Genomic DNA, 17,244 nt, shown 5'->3' with positions numbered 1-17,244 from the left:
GGTATGGTGTGCGCTCGCTTGAACGTAAGAGAAAATAATGACTACTGCTATTCGACCTTCAGGGAAACAGGGTGCATTGCTGATCGCGGGCATCCTGATGATTGCCACGACGCTTCGCGTGACCTTTACCGGTGCCGCCCCGCTGCTCGACACGATCCGACATGACTATGGGTTAACGACCGCGCAAACCGGCATGCTCACCACGCTGCCGCTGCTGGCCTTCGCGCTCATCTCCCCGCTTGCCGCCGGGGTTGCCCGGCGCATTGGCATGGAGCGCAGCCTGCTTATTGCCCTGCTGCTGATCTGCGCCGGCATCGGCATGCGCTCCCTCCCCTCTGCAACGTGGCTGTTTATCGGTACTGCGGTAATCGGGTGCGGAATTGCGCTGGGTAACGTGCTGTTGCCTGGGCTTATCAAACGGGATTTTCCGGGCCAGGTCGCCAGACTCACCGGCGCGTATTCCCTGACGATGGGCGCGTCTGCCGCGCTAGGGTCGGCGATGATTGTTCCTCTGGCGCTGGGGGATGCCGGCTGGCACGGCGCGCTGCTGATGCTGATGGTCTTTCCGCTGGCGGCATTGCTGCTGTGGCTGCCACAGTGGCGTCAGGCGCCTGCCGCGACGGTGACGGGCGCCGGTGCGTTACACAATCGTGCCATCTGGCGCTCTGCGCTTGCCTGGCAGGTCACGCTCTTTCTGGGCATTAACTCCCTGATTTACTATGTCGTTATCGGCTGGCTTCCCGCCATACTGCTCAGTCACGGCTACAGCGAAACGCAGGCGGGTTCGATGCACGGGCTCCTTCAGCTTGCCACGGCCATTCCCGGGCTTGCCGTCCCGCTGATCCTGCATCGACTGAAAGATCAGCGCGGCATCGCCGGGTTTGTGGCACTGATGTGTGCGGTAAGTGCGGCTGGCTTCTGGTTTGCACCTGATATGGCTGTGGTATGGACGTTGGTGTTTGGCTTCGGTTCCGGCGCAACGATGATCCTCGGCCTGACGTTTATCGGCCTGCGCGCCAGCTCAGCCCATCAGGCTGCCGCCCTGTCCGGCATGGCACAATCGATTGGCTATCTGCTTGCCGCCTGTGGGCCCCCGCTGATGGGCAAAATTCACGACGTGGTGGGAGACTGGCGGATTCCACTCTTAGCCTGCGCGCTGGCGTCGATGGTCATGGCCGTCTGCGGCGTACTTGCCGGGCGTGACCGGGAGATCGCGCCCCGCTAACCACCATGGCAGACCCGCAGGTCTGCCTTTTTTTATTCGCGCGCCGCGCGCAGCATCGCCTGCACCAGCACCACCGGACGCCCCTGCAGCGCAGCACGCTCATGCTGGAACAGCGTGATCACAAAGAAAGGATGCGTGATCAGCTCGGCGGCACGGATTTCTCCCCCATCGTCCCAGCCCGTCACGCGCAAATCGCCCGCTTCAAGCTCCAGGGCAAATTCTGGCGATACGCCATAATTGCAGTGATAGCCTTCCTCAATTTCCAGCCTGCCATAGGCTTTGGCAATGAGGGTATTATTGCGCAGCTCGATCGCGTCGGTTTTTTCCACCAGCGAGCAGCTCAGCGGAGCAATGACCATCGTCCCTTCGGTATCGGTTTCAGCATGCGCGGCATCCCGCCAGCCCAGCACATTTCGCGCGTACTCAATTAATGCATGCTGGAACCCGCCGCAGGTTCCGAGGAAGGGAACGCTGTTTTCACGCGCATAGCGTGCGGCGATAAAGGCCGCTTCACTGTTTTTATAGGGACTGGCAGGAACCAGCCAGATGGCATCGTAACCCACCAGGTCTTCGGGACTGGTCAGTTCCGTGGTGGCAAGCCAGTCGTAGTCTGCGGTGAGATCCAGTACGGCTGCGGCGTCGTCGATAGCCAAAGGGATCGCCTGATGCGCAATCACATCGGGATTGTAATCGCCAACCAGGGCAATGCGCAGCGTCGTTTTAGCCGGGAGGTGTTCCATGAAGGGTTCCTTATGCCAGAATATTATCAGGTAACATAAGGAACCTCAGACTACCGATCTTTTGTAATTATCACAATACTTTAAATTGGGGGGTAAAAAGCGAATGATTCAGTGTAAACGAGTCTACGAAGAGGCAGAAAAGGAAGACGGGTATCGGGTGCTGGTGGACAGACTCTGGCCTCGCGGCGTAAAAAAAACCGACCTCGCCTGTGATGAATGGTGCAAAACGCTTACACCGTCGAACGCGCTGCGCAAGGCCTTTCATAGCGACACGCTCGACTTTGAACATTTCGGCAAGGCGTATCGGGAAGAGCTGGCACAACATCAGGACGAAGGTTTGCGGCTTGCGGCACTGGCAAAAAAACAGACCGTCACGCTACTCTATGGCGCGAAAAACACGGAGCAAAACCACGCCCTGGTGTTAGCTAACTGGCTGCGCGACCTGTAATCAGCCGAGCATCAGTTCATCGAGCGTCTGGGATGCTTCATCTGGCGTCAGCGGCAGCAGATGTTCCGGACGGACAAAGGCAAAGCCGTGCTGATTATCGAAGGCGTAAACGTCCCCGGTCACCAGCCATAGCGCACGATCTGCGGTTGCCGGTAGCTGCGTGACGACCCCATTAACCGGGTTAACAAACTGCATCCCAGGCTGGCACAGGCCAAACAGCTCGACAGATTTTCCGATGTTACGACGGCCGGCCGTCGTACGGGCACCCACGATAATGGCCAGGCTGCCCGGTTTTAACTGAAACATACTTCTCTCGCGGTAAAAGGTGCCAGAAACTGGCTAAGAATAATCCTAAAGAGAAGTGTATCGCAGTCAACCTCCCGTTGTCACCTGGCAGGTTGAGGGTGGTCGCGACGGTAGAGTTCCCATTCGTCGATCGTTTCCCCGCCCGGTAATTTGCACTCGGTGCGTACGCCCTGCGGGCTTTGAATCGGGATCTGCTGCCCCCCTTTTTCCAGGCAGTACACGGAAGCGGGGTTAGCCATGCCGATGGCGTGAGGCGGCTTAGGCGCATCCGGCGGTGTCGTCTTTGCGGTACAGGCAGCGAGGGGTAACGCCAGCGCCAGAAGTAAATATCTCATCATGTTGATCCTTTTGAACTCTTCAAAATCATAAGGGTAACGACTCGTCGTCGTTTTCTCCATGATTTCTCCATCTTAACTGCACTTTTCAACACTATAGTTCGGCTGTTCTCGATATGACCAGAGAACATCATTCCGTAATCAAGATGTCTTTGCCCCGCGCTCAACAACGGGGCTTTTTTTCTCCCCTGCATTACTCTGCAGAATATATTAAATTTTTTATATTCATGTTTTACTATGGCTGAAGCCGAAAATTTCAGCACAACATGCAGATGCAGACGTCTTCTGTATGGGAGTCCACCTACGTCATGTCGGATATTATCCTTGCCCGAGTTTCAGAAACTCTCGCCACCGAGCAATCTCTCGAAAGCCTCGTTCGTCAACTCCTGGAAATGCTGGAGATAGTGACCGAGATGGAGTCGACCTACCTCACGAAGGTCGATATTAATGCGCGATTGCAGCATATCCTCTATGCCCGCAACAGCAAGCAGATGCAGATCCCTGAAGGGCTGAGCGTGCCCTGGGGAGACACGCTCTGTAAGCGCGCTATTGATAGCAATACTTTTTACAGTAGCGAGGCCTCAGAGCGCTGGGCGGATTGCGACGCGGCAAAAGCGCTTGGCATCACCACGTACATGAGTATTCCGATTCATCTTGCAGATGGCTCCCTTTACGGCACCCTGTGCGCCACCAGCACGGAAAAGAAGCAGCTTAGCGAACGCGGTGAGCAGGTCCTTAAACTGTTTGCCGGGCTGATCGCCCAGTACATTCAGAAAGAGTCCTTGGTCGCCCAGCTTCGGGAAGCGAACGCCGCGCTTATCTCGCACTCTTATACCGATGCGCTTACGGGCTTGCCTAACCGCCGGGCGATTTTCGAGGATCTCACCACCCTCTTTTCTCTTGCACGCCACCTCAAACGCAACGCGATGATTGCCTTTATCGATCTTGATGATTTTAAACTTATCAATGACCGCTACGGACATGAGGCTGGCGACCAGTTTCTGATTCAAGTCGGTCAACGGTTGAGCGTTGAAAAGACGCAGGACGATATTATTGGCCGCCTGGGTGGGGACGAGTTTATGGTCGCCTGCCTGAGTAAAAGCGGCAACGAGGGTAAAGACGCTCAGTTAAACCTGCTGAAAACGCGGCTCAGCGCCTGTATCGCCGGCGACTACTGGCTGGGTGACGTCCATATTGTTTACCCGGGCGCAAGCCTCGGCGTGATTGAAGTTGACCCTTCCACCACCGATGCGGACGGCGCGCTACGCTCTGCTGACGTTGCGATGTATCAGGATAAAAAGGGAAAAAGCAAAACACGCTTTGTCACGATGGATTAACCCCGTACACTCTACGGCATAATGTGAACCGAAACAGGTGATGGCATGAGAATAGGAATCCTCTTTCCGGTCGTTATTTTTATAACGGCGGTGGTATTTTTGACATGGTTTTTTGTCGGCGGTTACGCAGCGCCGGGGGCATAAGTGAGAAAAACAACCATTATTATGCTGATTGTCGCCATCGTAGCCGTTGCCGGTACACAGTTCGGCTGTTGGTAAACGGGCAGTAAAAAGGCCGCCATCCGGCAGCCTTTTTCAACACTTATCAGTTTTAGCTTTTGATTTTTCTGTAGATAAACAGAACAACCAGCGCACCGATGACCGCGACGGCAAAGCTGCCAAAGTTGAAACCATCAACTTTGCCAAAGCCGAACAGCGTACTGATCCAACCACCGACGACCGCGCCGATAATCCCCAGTATAACGGTGACGATAAACCCACCGCCATCTTTGCCCGGCATAATCCACTTCGCCAGGATACCCGCAATCAGCCCAAAGATAATCCAGGATAAAATTCCCATAACTTTCCTCTCTGTATGGTTTTTGTCATTAAATCAACGACACAGAAAAGGATAGCACAGGTTCCAGAAAAGGAAATTTGTGATAAGCATCACACTGCCCGTCTGATGATTTATTAATCACAAAAAAATCACGGCCCACATTAAACGTGGGGTTGCATATTTTGTTGAGAAAGATTATCTTTCTCAACACTGAATAGTTGAGCAAAACACTCAGGTATTCAGTACGACATTGCTCACATTGCTTCCAGTATTTCTTGCCCACTTTTCAGTGGGCTTTTTTTTTACCCCTGCACCACCCTCATCTCCCGGGGTTTGGACAACAGCACCTTGATGAAATCGACGTAAGAGACGGGTTTGCCAAAATAGTAGCCCTGCAGCAGGGTTATCTCATTACGGTTGAGATAATCCAGCTGCTCTTTCGTTTCAACGCCCTCAGCGACAATGCGTAACGAGAGTTTCTTAGCCAGCTCAATGACGCAGTCCAGCAGGATCGTTGAGTCTTTTTCCCCTGAAACCCTGTTCACAAAGCTTTTATCGATTTTGATGTAATCGATAGCGAGCGCATTCAGGCAGGATAGTCCGGAATAGCCGGTACCAAAATCATCCAGCGCAATCACAAAGCCGGCCTTATGCAACGCATTAAGATTTTCCACCAGATGAGGATTATCAATCAACGGCTCGCGCTCGGTGACTTCCAGAACCAGCTTGACCTTTTTGCCCCCGAAACCTTCCTCAAACACGCTGCAGTCCGCGATAAAAGACGGCGCATTGATATGCCTGGCGCTTATGTTTACCCCAATGTGGAATCCCTCCGGCAGCTTGGGCAAAAGCGGTTGAAGCTGGTTAACCACTTTTGCCATGAGTCCGGTAGTTAATGGAATAATTAAGCCACTGCGTTCAGCAATCGGGATAAACACGTCCGGTGGAATGAAACCAGATTTGGGGTGCTTCCACCTCGCCAGCACTTCGACACCGTACAGCCCACCGGTATCCCCATTCACTATCGGCTGATAATACGGAACGATTTGCCCGTTCATAATGGCCTTGCGCAGGTCGTCTTCAAAAGAGGTGTTTTTCCCCCGGTAATGGCGGATGAGCACCCCGACCGCCACTGACAGAACAAGAATAAGGAGCATCAGGCTCCACCCTTGCTGCAGCAGGCGCGGCAGGCTGAAAAAGGCGGGAGGCTGCCAGACCATGCTGAACGGAAAGTAGCGTGACGGCATCATCAACAGTGAGGATTGAGCAGCAGGAGCCCCGGTAATCAGCCCGTTGCGCTGAATCATCCGCCCGCCGACAGCCAAAGCCAGGGCAGTTTCATCCGGCACGCCGGCGAGAACATCGTGAAGATGCGCATCGCTAATGCTGACAATGACCCGTCCTTCCGGGATCGGCATCTGAAAAATCAACACCGGCAGACCGTTCACCGTCAGGCTTCCCGGTAAAAGCATCAGACGTTCATGGGGGAGGCGTTCAGGGTGGACGAGCAGCAGTCCATTCCCCGGCAGAGAAGTGCACACAATTGAATCGTTCTGCTGGATCATGATGGCGCGCAAATGCGGTTTCAATGCGGCTTCGGTGCCTAAATCCAGCTGTCCGGCACGGGTACATCCTAGCGCCGCAACCTCCTGCGCCGTTTTTGCTGCGCTCACCGCTTCAGCGAGCATGTTATCAATTTTTCGACTGCTGATGCTGGCAGCATCTGCGCTACTCCGGGTCGCCATATGCCACAGCTGCCAGTTGAGAATAAGCATGCCGGCTAAAAAAAGAATAATGGCGCTTGCCAGGGGAATAATTACGTTTCGCACGATTTTTCCTTAGGAGAAAAAACAAGCGGTTATGACTTGTTGAATTAGACGTAAAAGCTAATTCAGCGCCGCACACTTTACTCTTAAGAGCGTAGTTAAGGTTAATCTTAAATCACTGATACTTTTGTATTAGGCAGCGTTATTGTCAGGCTTGTTCCCTGCCCTGCCTGTGTTAAGATTCTTGAAAACAGGGACCTGACGGGACAACAGGAAAATGAAAAAGATCATTACCGTTGCGATCATTTCAACGCTTCTGGTCATCCTGTCTCTGTTTGCGGTCAATGCGGTGATTACCGGGCAGCAAAAGAATAAACAGCGTGAGATATCCCATACGCTGCTGCATTACTCGGAGGACTTATCTCAGAGCGTGGCGCTGGCCCTGAAAAGCATTACTACCCAGGGATGCGACAAACGCAGCCTGGATAACTACAGAAAAAGTAAGCTGGAAAGCGCCTATTTTGGCGATGTTGGCTATATCGAAAAAGGAAAAATCGCCTGTACGGCGTTTTGGGGAAAGCTGGCAACTCCCGTCGCTTTGCCTTCCGGGCTGCATCATACCGAGAATGGTTTTACCCTCGCACAGTTTTCTCAAAGGGATTTTTTTACAGGCAACGCCGCAATTTACAATAGCGTGATTATTTTCACCTCTCGCAATGCCTATGACAAATTCACGCCGGTCACGGCCAGTTACTCGCTCACTTCGACAACAAAAGACTTCGGCAGAACATTTTTCTCCGTCTCACCAGACTTAGAGCAGCGGAGCTGGCTGCAGTCGTCCTTATTCACGCTTACCGTGACGCAGTGCAGCACCCGATGGGATTTGTGCGTTACGGTGAAACATCACGATTCGGGACTGGCATCATTATCTGCCGTCGTATTTATTCTTCTTTGTGCGTTCTTATATTTTATCTGGATTTCCCTGTCGCTCTTTTCCGTTCGGCTCTATGAAGATCGTTTTTCTCTGGAGAGAAAGCTGGTCAGTGCGGTGAAGCACAACACCATAAGCGCGAACTACCAGCCCATTATCCGGGTGCAGGATAAAAAAATCGTGGGTATAGAAGTGCTGTCGCGCTGGCGCGACAATAATCATATGAATGTCTCCCCTGAGCTTTTTATTCCGCTGATAAAAAAAATTGGGCTCTACACTATTTACTATTCCAATATGATTCACAAAGCCCTTTCAGAAATAGGCGCGCTTGCCAGCCAATATCAGCTGGTCATTTCCATCAATGTTGGCAGAACAGAGATTGAAGATGGCCGTTTCATGAGCGTGCTGCGCCGCGCGTGTACGCTCAATAACCTACCCTTATCGCTGATTAAGGTCGAGCTGTCGGAAAATGCCGTCTCCAGCGCGGGCATACTCGAAGGGTTCTGCGAAGAGTTAAAAATGGCAGGCGTCAAAATATCCATCGATGATTTTGGCGTGCAAAACTCCAACCTCGCCAGGCTGTCACACCTTCAGTACGACGAGATCAAAATCGACAAGTCGCTGGTGGATGGGATCAGCGAAGATTATAAGCAGAATATCTTTGCTATCTTTAGCGACGCCCTCTCCCGTCTGAACAAAACGCTCGTGTTTGAGGGCGTGGAGAGTGCGGCGCAGTTCAACTTTATTGCTGAACGCTATCCAGACGCGCTGATCCAGGGCTGGTTCTTTTCAAAATCATTGACCCGAAGCGAACTGGCGGAAGTCCTCGCGGGCAACGTTACTCGTTGCCCCACTGATTCAGGAAGTTAGCAACATCGTCAACGCGATGCGCCTGGATACCCGCTTCCTGAGCCATCTCCAGCTGTGCCTCCTCACTGATTTCCTCATTGTTGCTCAAGCGGGTAATCAGCAGCTGAAAATAGTGCGCCAGCGGATCGCGCTCTGGCTCGCCTACCGGCCGTTCGGTTTCAGAAGCATATTCATCAACGATGTCATAAAATTTTAGCGGGATGGCGTTATTCATGGTGTGTCTCTCGTCTGACGTTCTAATAATGAAGCACGTAGTATATAGAATGGCATAAAAAAACGGGAACCTTTCGGCTCCCATTCTCGTCTTACACAGCAGGTGGACGACCTATTCGCAATAATCGCGTCGTCAAACTCATAGCATTTCAGCAGCTTAGCGCCTTCCATACCTTTGACGTCCAGTTCTGCGGCATCAAACCATTCCAGATGGCGCAGCGGTGTTTCCTGGTACAACCATTACTCGCTGGTTTTTGTGTAAAAAAACACAAATCTTGCCTTCAATTTTCACCTCATCGCATTATCACTACCACAGTGATTAAGTTGAGATATCTTTTGGATTTTGATCACCATTTTCCGCTATAAGCATAAACATTCCTATTGTAAAATAGGCTAGTTCACAGGGGATGAAATCATGGGTATTATCTATATATCATTCACTTAGCATTTTCACGCCATCAATCTTCTTTTTTATTTATCGTCAGTAGAATCATTTAGGAATTTAGACATTTTGTAATAGCGAAAGGTTATCTTCAATAAAATTGAATTAGAGACTGAAGTTTTTATTACCAATGAATCCCACTATCCCTAAGGGATTTTCACAAGGAAAATAATATCCCCCCGCAGACAAGCACCTATTAATTTTAGTAGTTAGTTAATAATAGACGTTGACTAAAAAAATAGGCGAGTGTAAATTCAATACAGCTGTATATACATACAGCATCATTGCAATTTTTATTCTTCCCCAAAAAGACAATTAAATTTATTTTTAAAATTTCAAATAATTAGAGGGATATAGTTATGGCGTGGACGGGTTTTGGTGGTTCCTGGAATGATGGTGTTCATTCAGGTGGAGATGACTCCGGCAGCATTGGCGGTGGTGGTATCAAATTAGACGGAAAAGGTAACCCGACAGGCACCCGGGCACCTTCAGCATCAGATATTGCGGCTCAATTTAATAGTTTTGGCGGTACTCAGATTAGTCCCTCACAAGTATCTAACATTCGCAGTGATGGCGACGGAGGCTTTCAGGCAAATATCGCTGGTGAGAATCATGGCGTGAGTGTAAACGGATCTAATCTTAATTCGAATGTATCAAGTGGTTTCACCGGCGTTTCGACACCTGCCAGCAATGGTGGGAAAGGTGTAGATGGAGGTGTCAGTAACTGGAATGATGCTGCAAGTTTGGTTAGGAAAGGAACCATTCCATCAAACTTCAAACTGCAAGATGGTAAAATTGGTATCATGACGCCAGTTTACCGTGAAAGCGGTGTAGGCCACGGAACACAAATTGAGGTGTTCACTGGAAAGTATAAATTTGTTGAAGTGCCATCACTGACCAAGGCTTATAACGAAGGCGTAAAAGAGCGTGGTGAGTATGCCGCCGCTGTCAAAATCACGGCTGATTTTTATAAGGAAGTTGGGGCGAAGTATGGTGCACAGCAAGCTGCTATAGCCAAAGAATTGGCGGCGGCAGCTAAAGGGAATGCAATGATGGATGTAAACAAAGCTATTGCTGCGTTTACAAAAAACCAAGCTATCCTGGATGCTAATTTAACAGTTTCCAACCGGACAGCTATTGCTAATGCTTTGGCAGCGACCAACCGAGCTCAAGTTGCAAGTAATTTGAAAATGTTTGGTAAGACATTTGGAATTGTCGGTATTACGATGGATGTTTATGACCTGACTAACTCTCTTGTAAATGCAATCAAAACTGGCGATTGGCGTTCATTTTTCGTAAAAGCAGGTTCAATGATCCTGGCTCATGATGCAGGGATTGTGGCAGCCTGGGCGTTTAGTATTATCCTTGGCACTCCACTCGGTATTTTAGGTTACATCGTAGTTATGACTGCAGTTTCTGCTTTAGTAAATGAAAGCCTGGTAAATAAAACTATAGCTTTACTTTCTAAGTAATATTACACGGCCACTATTTTGTGGCCATTCTTTTTAAAACAAGAATTATAAACGTAATTATGCATATGGGTATTGACATAAAGAAAACAAACATATAATACATTGCATATATGCCATTTTTCATGGGTGTTTCTGTATAAAAACCTTTCGTCCAATACTCTTTACTATAATATCTACGAGAAAAATTCTCTAAAAAACCCTTAGCCACTGGGAAAGTAAAGACACTTATAAAGCCTATTACAAGAAACAATCTTGCCAATGGATTATCAAAATCGTCCCGTAATACAAATACAAGAACGAGGTACACTAAAAGGCCCCAGTGAATATTTTTCGCGTAATACTTCATGCTCACATCCCATCTCAAAATTCATATTATCCGTTAGTAATAGCCTATCTCGTAACGCGGATATTGCGAAAAATATTTTGATGTATTATCAGCCATTATACGCGGTTTTACTAGTGATAGTAAAATCGCGTGCTGAGTCTTAATTAATGCGCACGGCATCTCACCCTGCCCGATACTTTCTGTCATGGCTTTGACTGGAGGTTTATCTGTGTGGACGTTTTGCACAAGCCCAAACCCGTGAAGAGTATCTAACATACCTAGCCAGTGAAGCCGAGCGCGAAATAGCATATGACCCGGAATCAATTTGTGTTTTTGAACCTGATTATTGAAATAATCAGCTGCATGAGTTTAGTTCTTAAGCAAAGCTTGAAGAGAGAAACATCGTAACCCTCTGTTATTAAAAATTTTTGATAAATTTTTAATAACCATTCAGGAGGTAATAATAAAAACGGGAACCCACTGGCTCCCGTTCTTGTTTAACCCAACTCGTGGATTACATATTCGCGATAATCGCGTCGCCAAACTCTGAGCATTTCAGCAGCTTAGCGCCTTCCATCAGACGTTCGAAGTCATAGGTGACGGTTTTCGCGTTAATCGCGCCTTCCATACCTTTAACGATCAGGTCTGCGGCTTCGAACCATTCCATATGACGCAGCATCATCTCTGCGGACAGGATGATAGAGCCCGGGTTCACTTTGTCCTGGCCCGCATATTTAGGCGCAGTGCCGTGGGTCGCTTCGAACAGGGCGCACTCGTCACCGATGTTCGCGCCCGGAGCGATACCGATACCGCCAACCTGCGCTGCCAGGGCGTCAGAGATGTAGTCACCGTTCAGGTTCATACAGGCGATCACGTCATATTCAGCAGGACGCAGCAGGATCTGCTGCAGGAACGCATCGGCGATCACATCTTTAATGACGATCTCTTTGCCGGTGTTCGGGTTCTTAATCTTCTGCCACGGGCCGCCGTCGATCAGCTCGCCGCCGAACTCTTCGGTCGCCAGCTGGTAGCCCCAGTCTTTGAACGCGCCTTCGGTGAACTTCATGATGTTGCCTTTGTGAACCAGGGTCACAGAGTCGCGATCGTTGGTGATAGCGTATTCGATGGCCGCACGCACCAGACGCTTGGTCCCGTCTTCGGAGCATGGCTTAATGCCGATACCGCAATGCTCAGGGAAGCGAATCTTCTTCACGCCCATCTCTTCGCGCAGGAATTTAATCACTTTTTCTGCATCTGCAGAGTCCGCTTTCCATTCGATACCCGCGTAGATATCTTCTGAGTTTTCGCGGAAGATAACCATGTCGGTCAGTTCTGGGTGCTTAACCGGGCTTGGAGTACCCTGGTAGTAACGCACCGGACGCAGGCACACGTACAGATCCAGTTCCTGACGCAGGGCTACGTTCAGGGAACGAATGCCGCCGCCAACTGGCGTGGTCAGCGGGCCTTTAATAGCTACGCGGTAATCGCGGATCAGGTCCAGCGTTTCAGCTGGCAGCCAAACGTCCTGGCCATAAACTTGAGTAGATTTTTCACCGGTGTAAATTTCCATCCAGGAAATTTTACGCTCGCCTTTGTAGGCTTTCTCAACAGCGGCATCAACCACTTTCAGCATTGCCGGGGTAACGTCTACACCGATACCGTCGCCTTCAATGAACGGGATGATCGGGTTGTGAGGAACGTTAATCTTGCCGTTTTGCAGGGTGATCTTTTTACCTTCCGCCGGAACAACTACTTTGCTTTCCATTAACCTCTCCTTCGAGCGCTTCTGGTTGTTACTGATCTTATGTTAATAAATTGTAATGAGCCTTTCGATACTACCTGATTGTCTGCCGCCATGAAAGGTCTTCGTTATTAGGCTATAATGCGGCAATTGATAACGCCTGAAAATACCATGAAGAAAACTTCTTTTAGAAAACACCGGGTTGAGCGATTCAGCTCGCGACAAGCCGCCAAAAAGCCGCAAGAAACCCAGCCAACGCGGGTGATTCTGTTCAATAAACCCTACGATGTTTTGCCGCAGTTCACCGACGAGGCCGGGCGCAGCACGCTGAAGGACTACATCCCCGTTCAGGGCGTCTACGCCGCCGGGCGACTGGACCGCGACAGCGAAGGGCTGCTGGTCTTAACCAACGATGGTGCGTTACAGGCAAAACTCACCCAGCCGGGCAAACGCACCGGGAAAATCTATTTCGTGCAGGTGGAAGGCGAGCCGGACGACGAAACCCTGGCAAAACTCCGCGCCGGGGTCACCTTAAACGACGGTCCAACCCTGCCGGCAGGTATTGAACGCGTGAATGAGCCGGAGTGGCTGTGGCCGCGCAATCCGCCGATTCGCGAACGCAAATCCATTCCGACAAGCTGGCTTAAAATCACCCTTTATGAAGGCCGCAACCGCCAGGTTCGCCGCATGACCGCCCACGTGGGCTTCCCTACCCTGCGCCTGATCCGCTATGCCATGGGCAACTACACGCTGGATTTGCTGGCAAACGGCGAATGGCGCGACGTTGCCCCTTAAGGAGAGAGTATGTTTAAACCTCACGTCACCGTCGCCTGCGTGGTTCACGCGCAGGGCAAATTTCTGGTTGTTGAAGAGAGCATCAACGGTAAGGCGCTGTGGAACCAGCCCGCCGGACATCTTGAAGCCAACGAAACGCTGCTGCAGGCCGCAAAGCGCGAGCTCTGGGAAGAGACGGGGATCCACGCTGAACCGCAGCAATTTATTCGCATGCACCAGTGGATTGCCCCTGACCAGACCCCTTTCCTGCGCTTCCTTTTTGCCGTTGAGCTTAGCGATACGTGCGCCACTGAGCCGCATGATGACGATATCGATCGCTGCCTATGGGTCACTGCCGAGGAGATCCTGAACGCGCCAAACCTGCGCTCGCCGCTGGTTGCGGAAAGCATTCGCTGCTGGCAGTCAGGCACGCGCCTGCCGCTTGACGTCATCGGCGAATTTAACTGGCCGTTTACAGAGGGTGCCAATGGTGGGGGGGCGTGATAGAATATGCCGCCTTGAAGTTCAATGTCGTGAGTATTCCATGTCAGATAACAGCCAGAAAAAAGTGATCGTCGGCATGTCCGGCGGTGTCGATTCCTCCGTTTCCGCCTACCTGTTGCAACAGCAGGGCCATAAGGTGGAGGGCCTGTTCATGAAGAACTGGGAGGAAGACGATGGCGAGGAATACTGCACTGCCGCTGCGGATCTCGCCGATGCGCAGGCCGTGTGCGACAAGCTCGGCATTGAACTGCACACCGTTAACTTTGCCGCAGAATACTGGGACAACGTCTTTGAACTCTTCCTCGAAGAGTACAAAGCGGGCCGCACGCCGAACCCGGATATCCTGTGCAACAAAGAGATTAAATTCAAAGCCTTCCTGGAATTCGCTGCGGAAGATTTGGGCGCAGACTACATTGCGACCGGTCACTACGTGCGTCGCGCAGATGTGAATGGCAAAAGCCAGCTGCTGCGCGGCCTGGACGGCAACAAAGATCAGAGCTATTTCCTCTATACGCTGAGCCACGAACAGATCGCCCAAAGCCTGTTCCCGGTCGGCGAGCTGGAAAAACCGGAAGTGCGAAAAATCGCCGAAGAGCTGGACCTGATCACCGCGAAGAAAAAAGATTCTACCGGCATCTGCTTCATCGGCGAGCGTAAATTCCGCGAATTCCTCGGACGCTACCTGCCTGCGCAGCCGGGCAAAATTGTGACCGTCGATGGCGAAGAGATTGGTCAGCATCAGGGCCTGATGTACCACACCCTGGGCCAGCGTAAAGGTCTGGGTATCGGCGGTACGAAAGAAGGTAGCGAAGATCCATGGTACGTTGTCGACAAAGATGTCGAAAACAATATCCTGATTGTCGCGCAGGGCCACGACCACCCGCGTCTGATGTCCATTGGGCTTATCGCACAGCAGCTGCACTGGGTCGACCGCGAACCGTTGGAGGGCACGCTGCGCTGCACGGTTAAAACGCGCTATCGTCAGACCGACATCCCCTGCACCGTCACCGCGCTGGATGACGACCGCATTGACGTGCGTTTTGACGAGCCGGTTTCTGCCGTCACGCCAGGCCAGTCTGCCGTCTTCTACAGCGGCGAAATCTGCCTGGGCGGTGGGATCATTGAACAGCGCCTGCCGCTGCCCGCTGTTTAACCCGATTGCACACATAAAGGAGACCGTGTGGCGAAGAACTATTACGACATCACCCTGGCACTGGCCGGAATTTGCCAGTCTGCCCGTCTGGTGCAACAGCTTGCGCATCAGGGTCATTGCGACGCTGACGCCCTGCACGTTTCGCTCAACAGCGTGATCGATCTTAACCCAGGCTCCACGCTGGGCGTTTTCGGCGGCAGTGAAACCAATCTTCGCCTCGGTCTTGAAACCTTACTCGGCGTCCTCAACGCCAGCAACCGTCAGGGGTTGAATGCGGAACTGACCCGCTACACCCTCAGCCTGATGGTGCTGGAACGTAAGCTGAACGGCGCGAAAGGCGCGATGGACACGCTCGGGGATCGCATTGCCGGCCTGCAGCGCCAGCTGGATCACTTCGATCTGCAGTCCGAAACGCTGCTGAGCGCGATGGCCGGTATTTATGTCGACGTGATTAGCCCGTTAGGGCCACGCATTCAGGTCACCGGTTCCCCTGCCGTATTGCAAAGCCCGCAGGTTCAGGCGAAGGTTCGCGCCTCGCTGCTGGCGGGCATTCGCGCCGCCGTGCTGTGGCACCAGGTTGGCGGTGGCCGCCTGCAGTTAATGTTTTCTCGTAATCGCCTGACGACTCAGGCAAAACAAATTCTTGCTCATTGTTAACCTCCCGGAGTTGCCAATTATGGAATTATCCTCACTGACCGCCGTATCCCCTGTCGATGGACGCTACGGCGATAAAGTCAGCGCGCTGCGCGAGATCTTCAGCGAATATGGTCTGCTGAAGTTCCGTGTTCAGGTTGAAGTACGCTGGCTGCAAAAGCTGGCTGCCCAGACAGCAATCAAGGAAGTTCCTGCTTTGGATGCAAAAGCAAACGATTACCTTGATAAAATCGTTGCTGACTTTAACGAAGAAGATGCCGCCCGCATCAAGACCATTGAACGCACCACCAACCACGACGTGAAGGCGGTTGAATACTTCCTTAAAGAGAAAGTGGAAAGCGTTCCTGCCCTGCACGCGGTGTCTGAATTCATTCACTTTGCCTGCACGTCTGAGGACATCAACAACCTGTCTCACGCCCTGATGCTCTCCACCGCGCGTAAAGACGTTGTTCTGCCTTACTGGCGTAAAATCATTGATGCGGTGAAAGCCCTGTCAGTGGAATACCGCGACATTCCGCTGCTGTCCCGTACCCACGGCCAGCCGGCCACCCCGTCCACCATGGGTAAAGAGATGGCGAACGTGGCGTACCGTATGGAGCGCCAGTTCCGTCAGTTAGAGCAGGTTGAGATCCTCGGCAAAATCAACGGTGCCGTGGGTAACTACAACGCCCACATTGCCGCCTACCCGGAAGTGGACTGGCACCAGTTCAGCGAAGAGTTCGTGACCTCGCTGGGCATTCAGTGGAACCCGTACACCACTCAGATCGAGCCGCACGACTACATCGCAGAGCTGTTTGATTGCATCGCGCGCTTTAACACCATCCTGATCGACTTCGACCGTGACGTGTGGGGTTACATCGCCCTGAACCATTTCAAGCAGAAAACCATCGCCGGTGAGATTGGTTCTTCTACTATGCCGCACAAGGTAAACCCAATCGACTTCGAAAACTCCGAAGGCAACCTGGGCCTGGCGAACGCCCTGCTGCAGCATATGGCGAGCAAACTGCCGGTTTCCCGCTGGCAGCGCGACCTGACGGACTCCACCGTGCTGCGCAACCTTGGCGTGGGCATTGGCTATGCGCTGATCGCGTATCAATCGACCCTGAAAGGCGTGAGCAAGCTGGAAGTAAACCGCGACCGTCTGCTGGACGAGCTGGATCACAACTGGGAAGTGCTGGCCGAGCCTATTCAGACCGTCATGCGTCGTTACGGCATCGAAAAGCCGTACGAGAAACTGAAGGAGCTGACTCGCGGCAAGCGCGTTGACGCCGAAGGCATGAAGCAGTTTATCGACAGCCTGGAACTGCCAGAAGATGAGAAAACGCGCCTGAAGGCCATGACGCCTGCCAACTACATTGGCCGTGCCGTTACCATGGTCGACGAGCTGAAGTAACGCCCCTCCCCCCTTTCCGCCCGGAAAGGGGGCTGCTTTTCCCCCGGTTTACTCAATGTTTATCCCCACAACAACATAATCAGCGTTAAACTATTCATACAATTATTTCTGGGAGA

General features: G+C 51.7%; 18 protein-coding genes and 1 pseudogene. 12 read left to right on the top strand and 7 right to left on the bottom strand.

The window, feature by feature from the left end; translation table 11 throughout:
* Positions 1–37 precede the first annotated feature (37 nt).
* On the top strand, positions 38–1,225 hold the full coding sequence (locus E0L20_RS13225; RefSeq protein ID WP_131634339.1) for a CynX/NimT family MFS transporter: 1,188 nt from the start codon (positions 38–40) through the stop codon (positions 1,223–1,225).
* 32 nt (positions 1,226–1,257) lie between these two features.
* On the opposite strand, the gene E0L20_RS13220 is transcribed toward E0L20_RS13225, so the two are convergent.
* A complete protein-coding gene (locus E0L20_RS13220; RefSeq protein WP_131634338.1) occupies positions 1,258–1,965 on the bottom strand; it encodes a CTP synthase C-terminal region-related (seleno)protein in 708 nt (235 codons plus the stop codon).
* A gap of 103 nt (positions 1,966–2,068) precedes the next feature.
* Here E0L20_RS13220 and E0L20_RS13215 point away from each other — a divergent pair, with 103 nt between their 5' ends.
* Complete coding sequence (locus E0L20_RS13215; protein WP_131634337.1) at positions 2,069–2,413, top strand: DUF488 domain-containing protein; 345 nt, start codon at positions 2,069–2,071, stop codon at positions 2,411–2,413.
* Here the strand turns inward: E0L20_RS13215 and E0L20_RS13210 are convergent, their stop codons facing one another.
* Both E0L20_RS13210 and E0L20_RS13205 read right to left on the bottom strand, forming a co-directional pair.
* On the bottom strand, positions 2,414–2,719 hold the full coding sequence (locus tag E0L20_RS13210; protein ID WP_131634336.1) for a hypothetical protein: 306 nt from the start codon (positions 2,717–2,719) through the stop codon (positions 2,414–2,416).
* A gap of 80 nt (positions 2,720–2,799) precedes the next feature.
* The gene (locus E0L20_RS13205; protein WP_131634515.1) at positions 2,800–3,054 is read right to left on the bottom strand and encodes a putative hemolysin; all 255 of its coding nucleotides are present in this window, start codon (positions 3,052–3,054) and stop codon (positions 2,800–2,802) included.
* 308 nt (positions 3,055–3,362) lie between these two features.
* Between E0L20_RS13205 and E0L20_RS13200 the strand changes: the two genes are divergently transcribed.
* Entirely contained in the window at positions 3,363–4,391 is a 1,029-nt protein-coding gene (locus E0L20_RS13200) for a sensor domain-containing diguanylate cyclase (protein ID WP_131634514.1), read from the top strand.
* Positions 4,392–4,436: 45 nt separating this feature from the next.
* Positions 4,437–4,535: a YoaK family small membrane protein gene (locus tag E0L20_RS13195; RefSeq protein WP_049003319.1), complete on the top strand. Its 99-nt coding sequence runs from the start codon at positions 4,437–4,439 to the stop codon at positions 4,533–4,535.
* Positions 4,536–4,662: 127 nt separating this feature from the next.
* Here the strand turns inward: E0L20_RS13195 and E0L20_RS13185 are convergent, their stop codons facing one another.
* Together E0L20_RS13185 and E0L20_RS13180 are read right to left on the bottom strand one after the other, a co-directional pair.
* On the bottom strand, positions 4,663–4,911 hold the full coding sequence (locus E0L20_RS13185; RefSeq protein WP_006174788.1) for a GlsB/YeaQ/YmgE family stress response membrane protein: 249 nt from the start codon (positions 4,909–4,911) through the stop codon (positions 4,663–4,665).
* 281 nt (positions 4,912–5,192) lie between these two features.
* Positions 5,193–6,719, bottom strand: coding sequence for an EAL domain-containing protein (locus E0L20_RS13180; protein WP_131634335.1), 1,527 nt, complete (start codon positions 6,717–6,719; stop codon positions 5,193–5,195).
* Between the two features lie 214 nt (positions 6,720–6,933).
* On the opposite strand from E0L20_RS13180, the gene E0L20_RS13175 reads away from it, so the two are divergent.
* The gene (locus tag E0L20_RS13175; RefSeq protein ID WP_131634334.1) at positions 6,934–8,457 is read left to right on the top strand and encodes an EAL domain-containing protein; all 1,524 of its coding nucleotides are present in this window, start codon (positions 6,934–6,936) and stop codon (positions 8,455–8,457) included.
* On the opposite strand, the gene E0L20_RS13170 is transcribed toward E0L20_RS13175, so the two are convergent.
* Positions 8,426–8,671 (bottom strand): DUF2543 family protein, encoded by a 246-nt coding sequence (locus E0L20_RS13170; protein ID WP_131634333.1) that lies wholly within the window; start codon positions 8,669–8,671, stop codon positions 8,426–8,428. The two genes, E0L20_RS13175 and E0L20_RS13170, sit on opposite strands and share 32 nt — an antisense overlap.
* Before the next feature lie 800 nt (positions 8,672–9,471).
* Between E0L20_RS13170 and E0L20_RS13160 the strand changes: the two genes are divergently transcribed.
* Complete coding sequence (locus E0L20_RS13160; protein WP_131634331.1) at positions 9,472–10,584, top strand: colicin-like pore-forming protein; 1,113 nt, start codon at positions 9,472–9,474, stop codon at positions 10,582–10,584.
* Positions 10,585–11,136: 552 nt separating this feature from the next.
* A pseudogene (locus E0L20_RS24075) lies at positions 11,137–11,235 on the top strand (SOS response-associated peptidase); the annotation flags it as partial.
* Between the two features lie 188 nt (positions 11,236–11,423).
* Here the strand turns inward: E0L20_RS24075 and icd are convergent.
* Positions 11,424–12,674, bottom strand: a complete 1,251-nt coding sequence (gene icd, locus E0L20_RS13150; RefSeq protein WP_131634330.1) for an NADP-dependent isocitrate dehydrogenase — start codon at positions 12,672–12,674, stop codon at positions 11,424–11,426.
* Between the two features lie 117 nt (positions 12,675–12,791).
* Between icd and rluE the strand changes: the two genes are divergently transcribed.
* From rluE to purB, 5 genes are read left to right on the top strand one after another with little or no spacing between them, the layout of a single operon-like run.
* Positions 12,792–13,445, top strand: coding sequence for a 23S rRNA pseudouridine(2457) synthase RluE (gene rluE / locus E0L20_RS13145; RefSeq protein ID WP_131634329.1), 654 nt, complete (start codon positions 12,792–12,794; stop codon positions 13,443–13,445).
* A gap of 9 nt (positions 13,446–13,454) precedes the next feature.
* On the top strand, positions 13,455–13,928 hold the full coding sequence (locus E0L20_RS13140) for an NUDIX hydrolase (protein ID WP_131634328.1): 474 nt from the start codon (positions 13,455–13,457) through the stop codon (positions 13,926–13,928).
* Between the two features lie 40 nt (positions 13,929–13,968).
* On the top strand, positions 13,969–15,081 hold the full coding sequence (mnmA, locus tag E0L20_RS13135) for a tRNA 2-thiouridine(34) synthase MnmA (protein ID WP_131634327.1): 1,113 nt from the start codon (positions 13,969–13,971) through the stop codon (positions 15,079–15,081).
* A gap of 27 nt (positions 15,082–15,108) precedes the next feature.
* Positions 15,109–15,738 (top strand): high frequency lysogenization protein HflD, encoded by a 630-nt coding sequence (gene hflD, locus E0L20_RS13130; RefSeq protein WP_119934635.1) that lies wholly within the window; start codon positions 15,109–15,111, stop codon positions 15,736–15,738.
* A 19-nt stretch (positions 15,739–15,757) separates the two neighbouring features.
* On the top strand, positions 15,758–17,128 hold the full coding sequence (gene purB / locus E0L20_RS13125; RefSeq protein WP_131634326.1) for an adenylosuccinate lyase: 1,371 nt from the start codon (positions 15,758–15,760) through the stop codon (positions 17,126–17,128).
* Positions 17,129–17,244 lie beyond the last annotated feature (116 nt).

It is taken from the genome of Enterobacter wuhouensis, from assembly GCF_004331265.1.
GTDB lineage: Bacteria > Pseudomonadota > Gammaproteobacteria > Enterobacterales > Enterobacteriaceae > Enterobacter > Enterobacter wuhouensis.
This window is presented reverse-complemented; position numbering and strand designations above follow the sequence as displayed.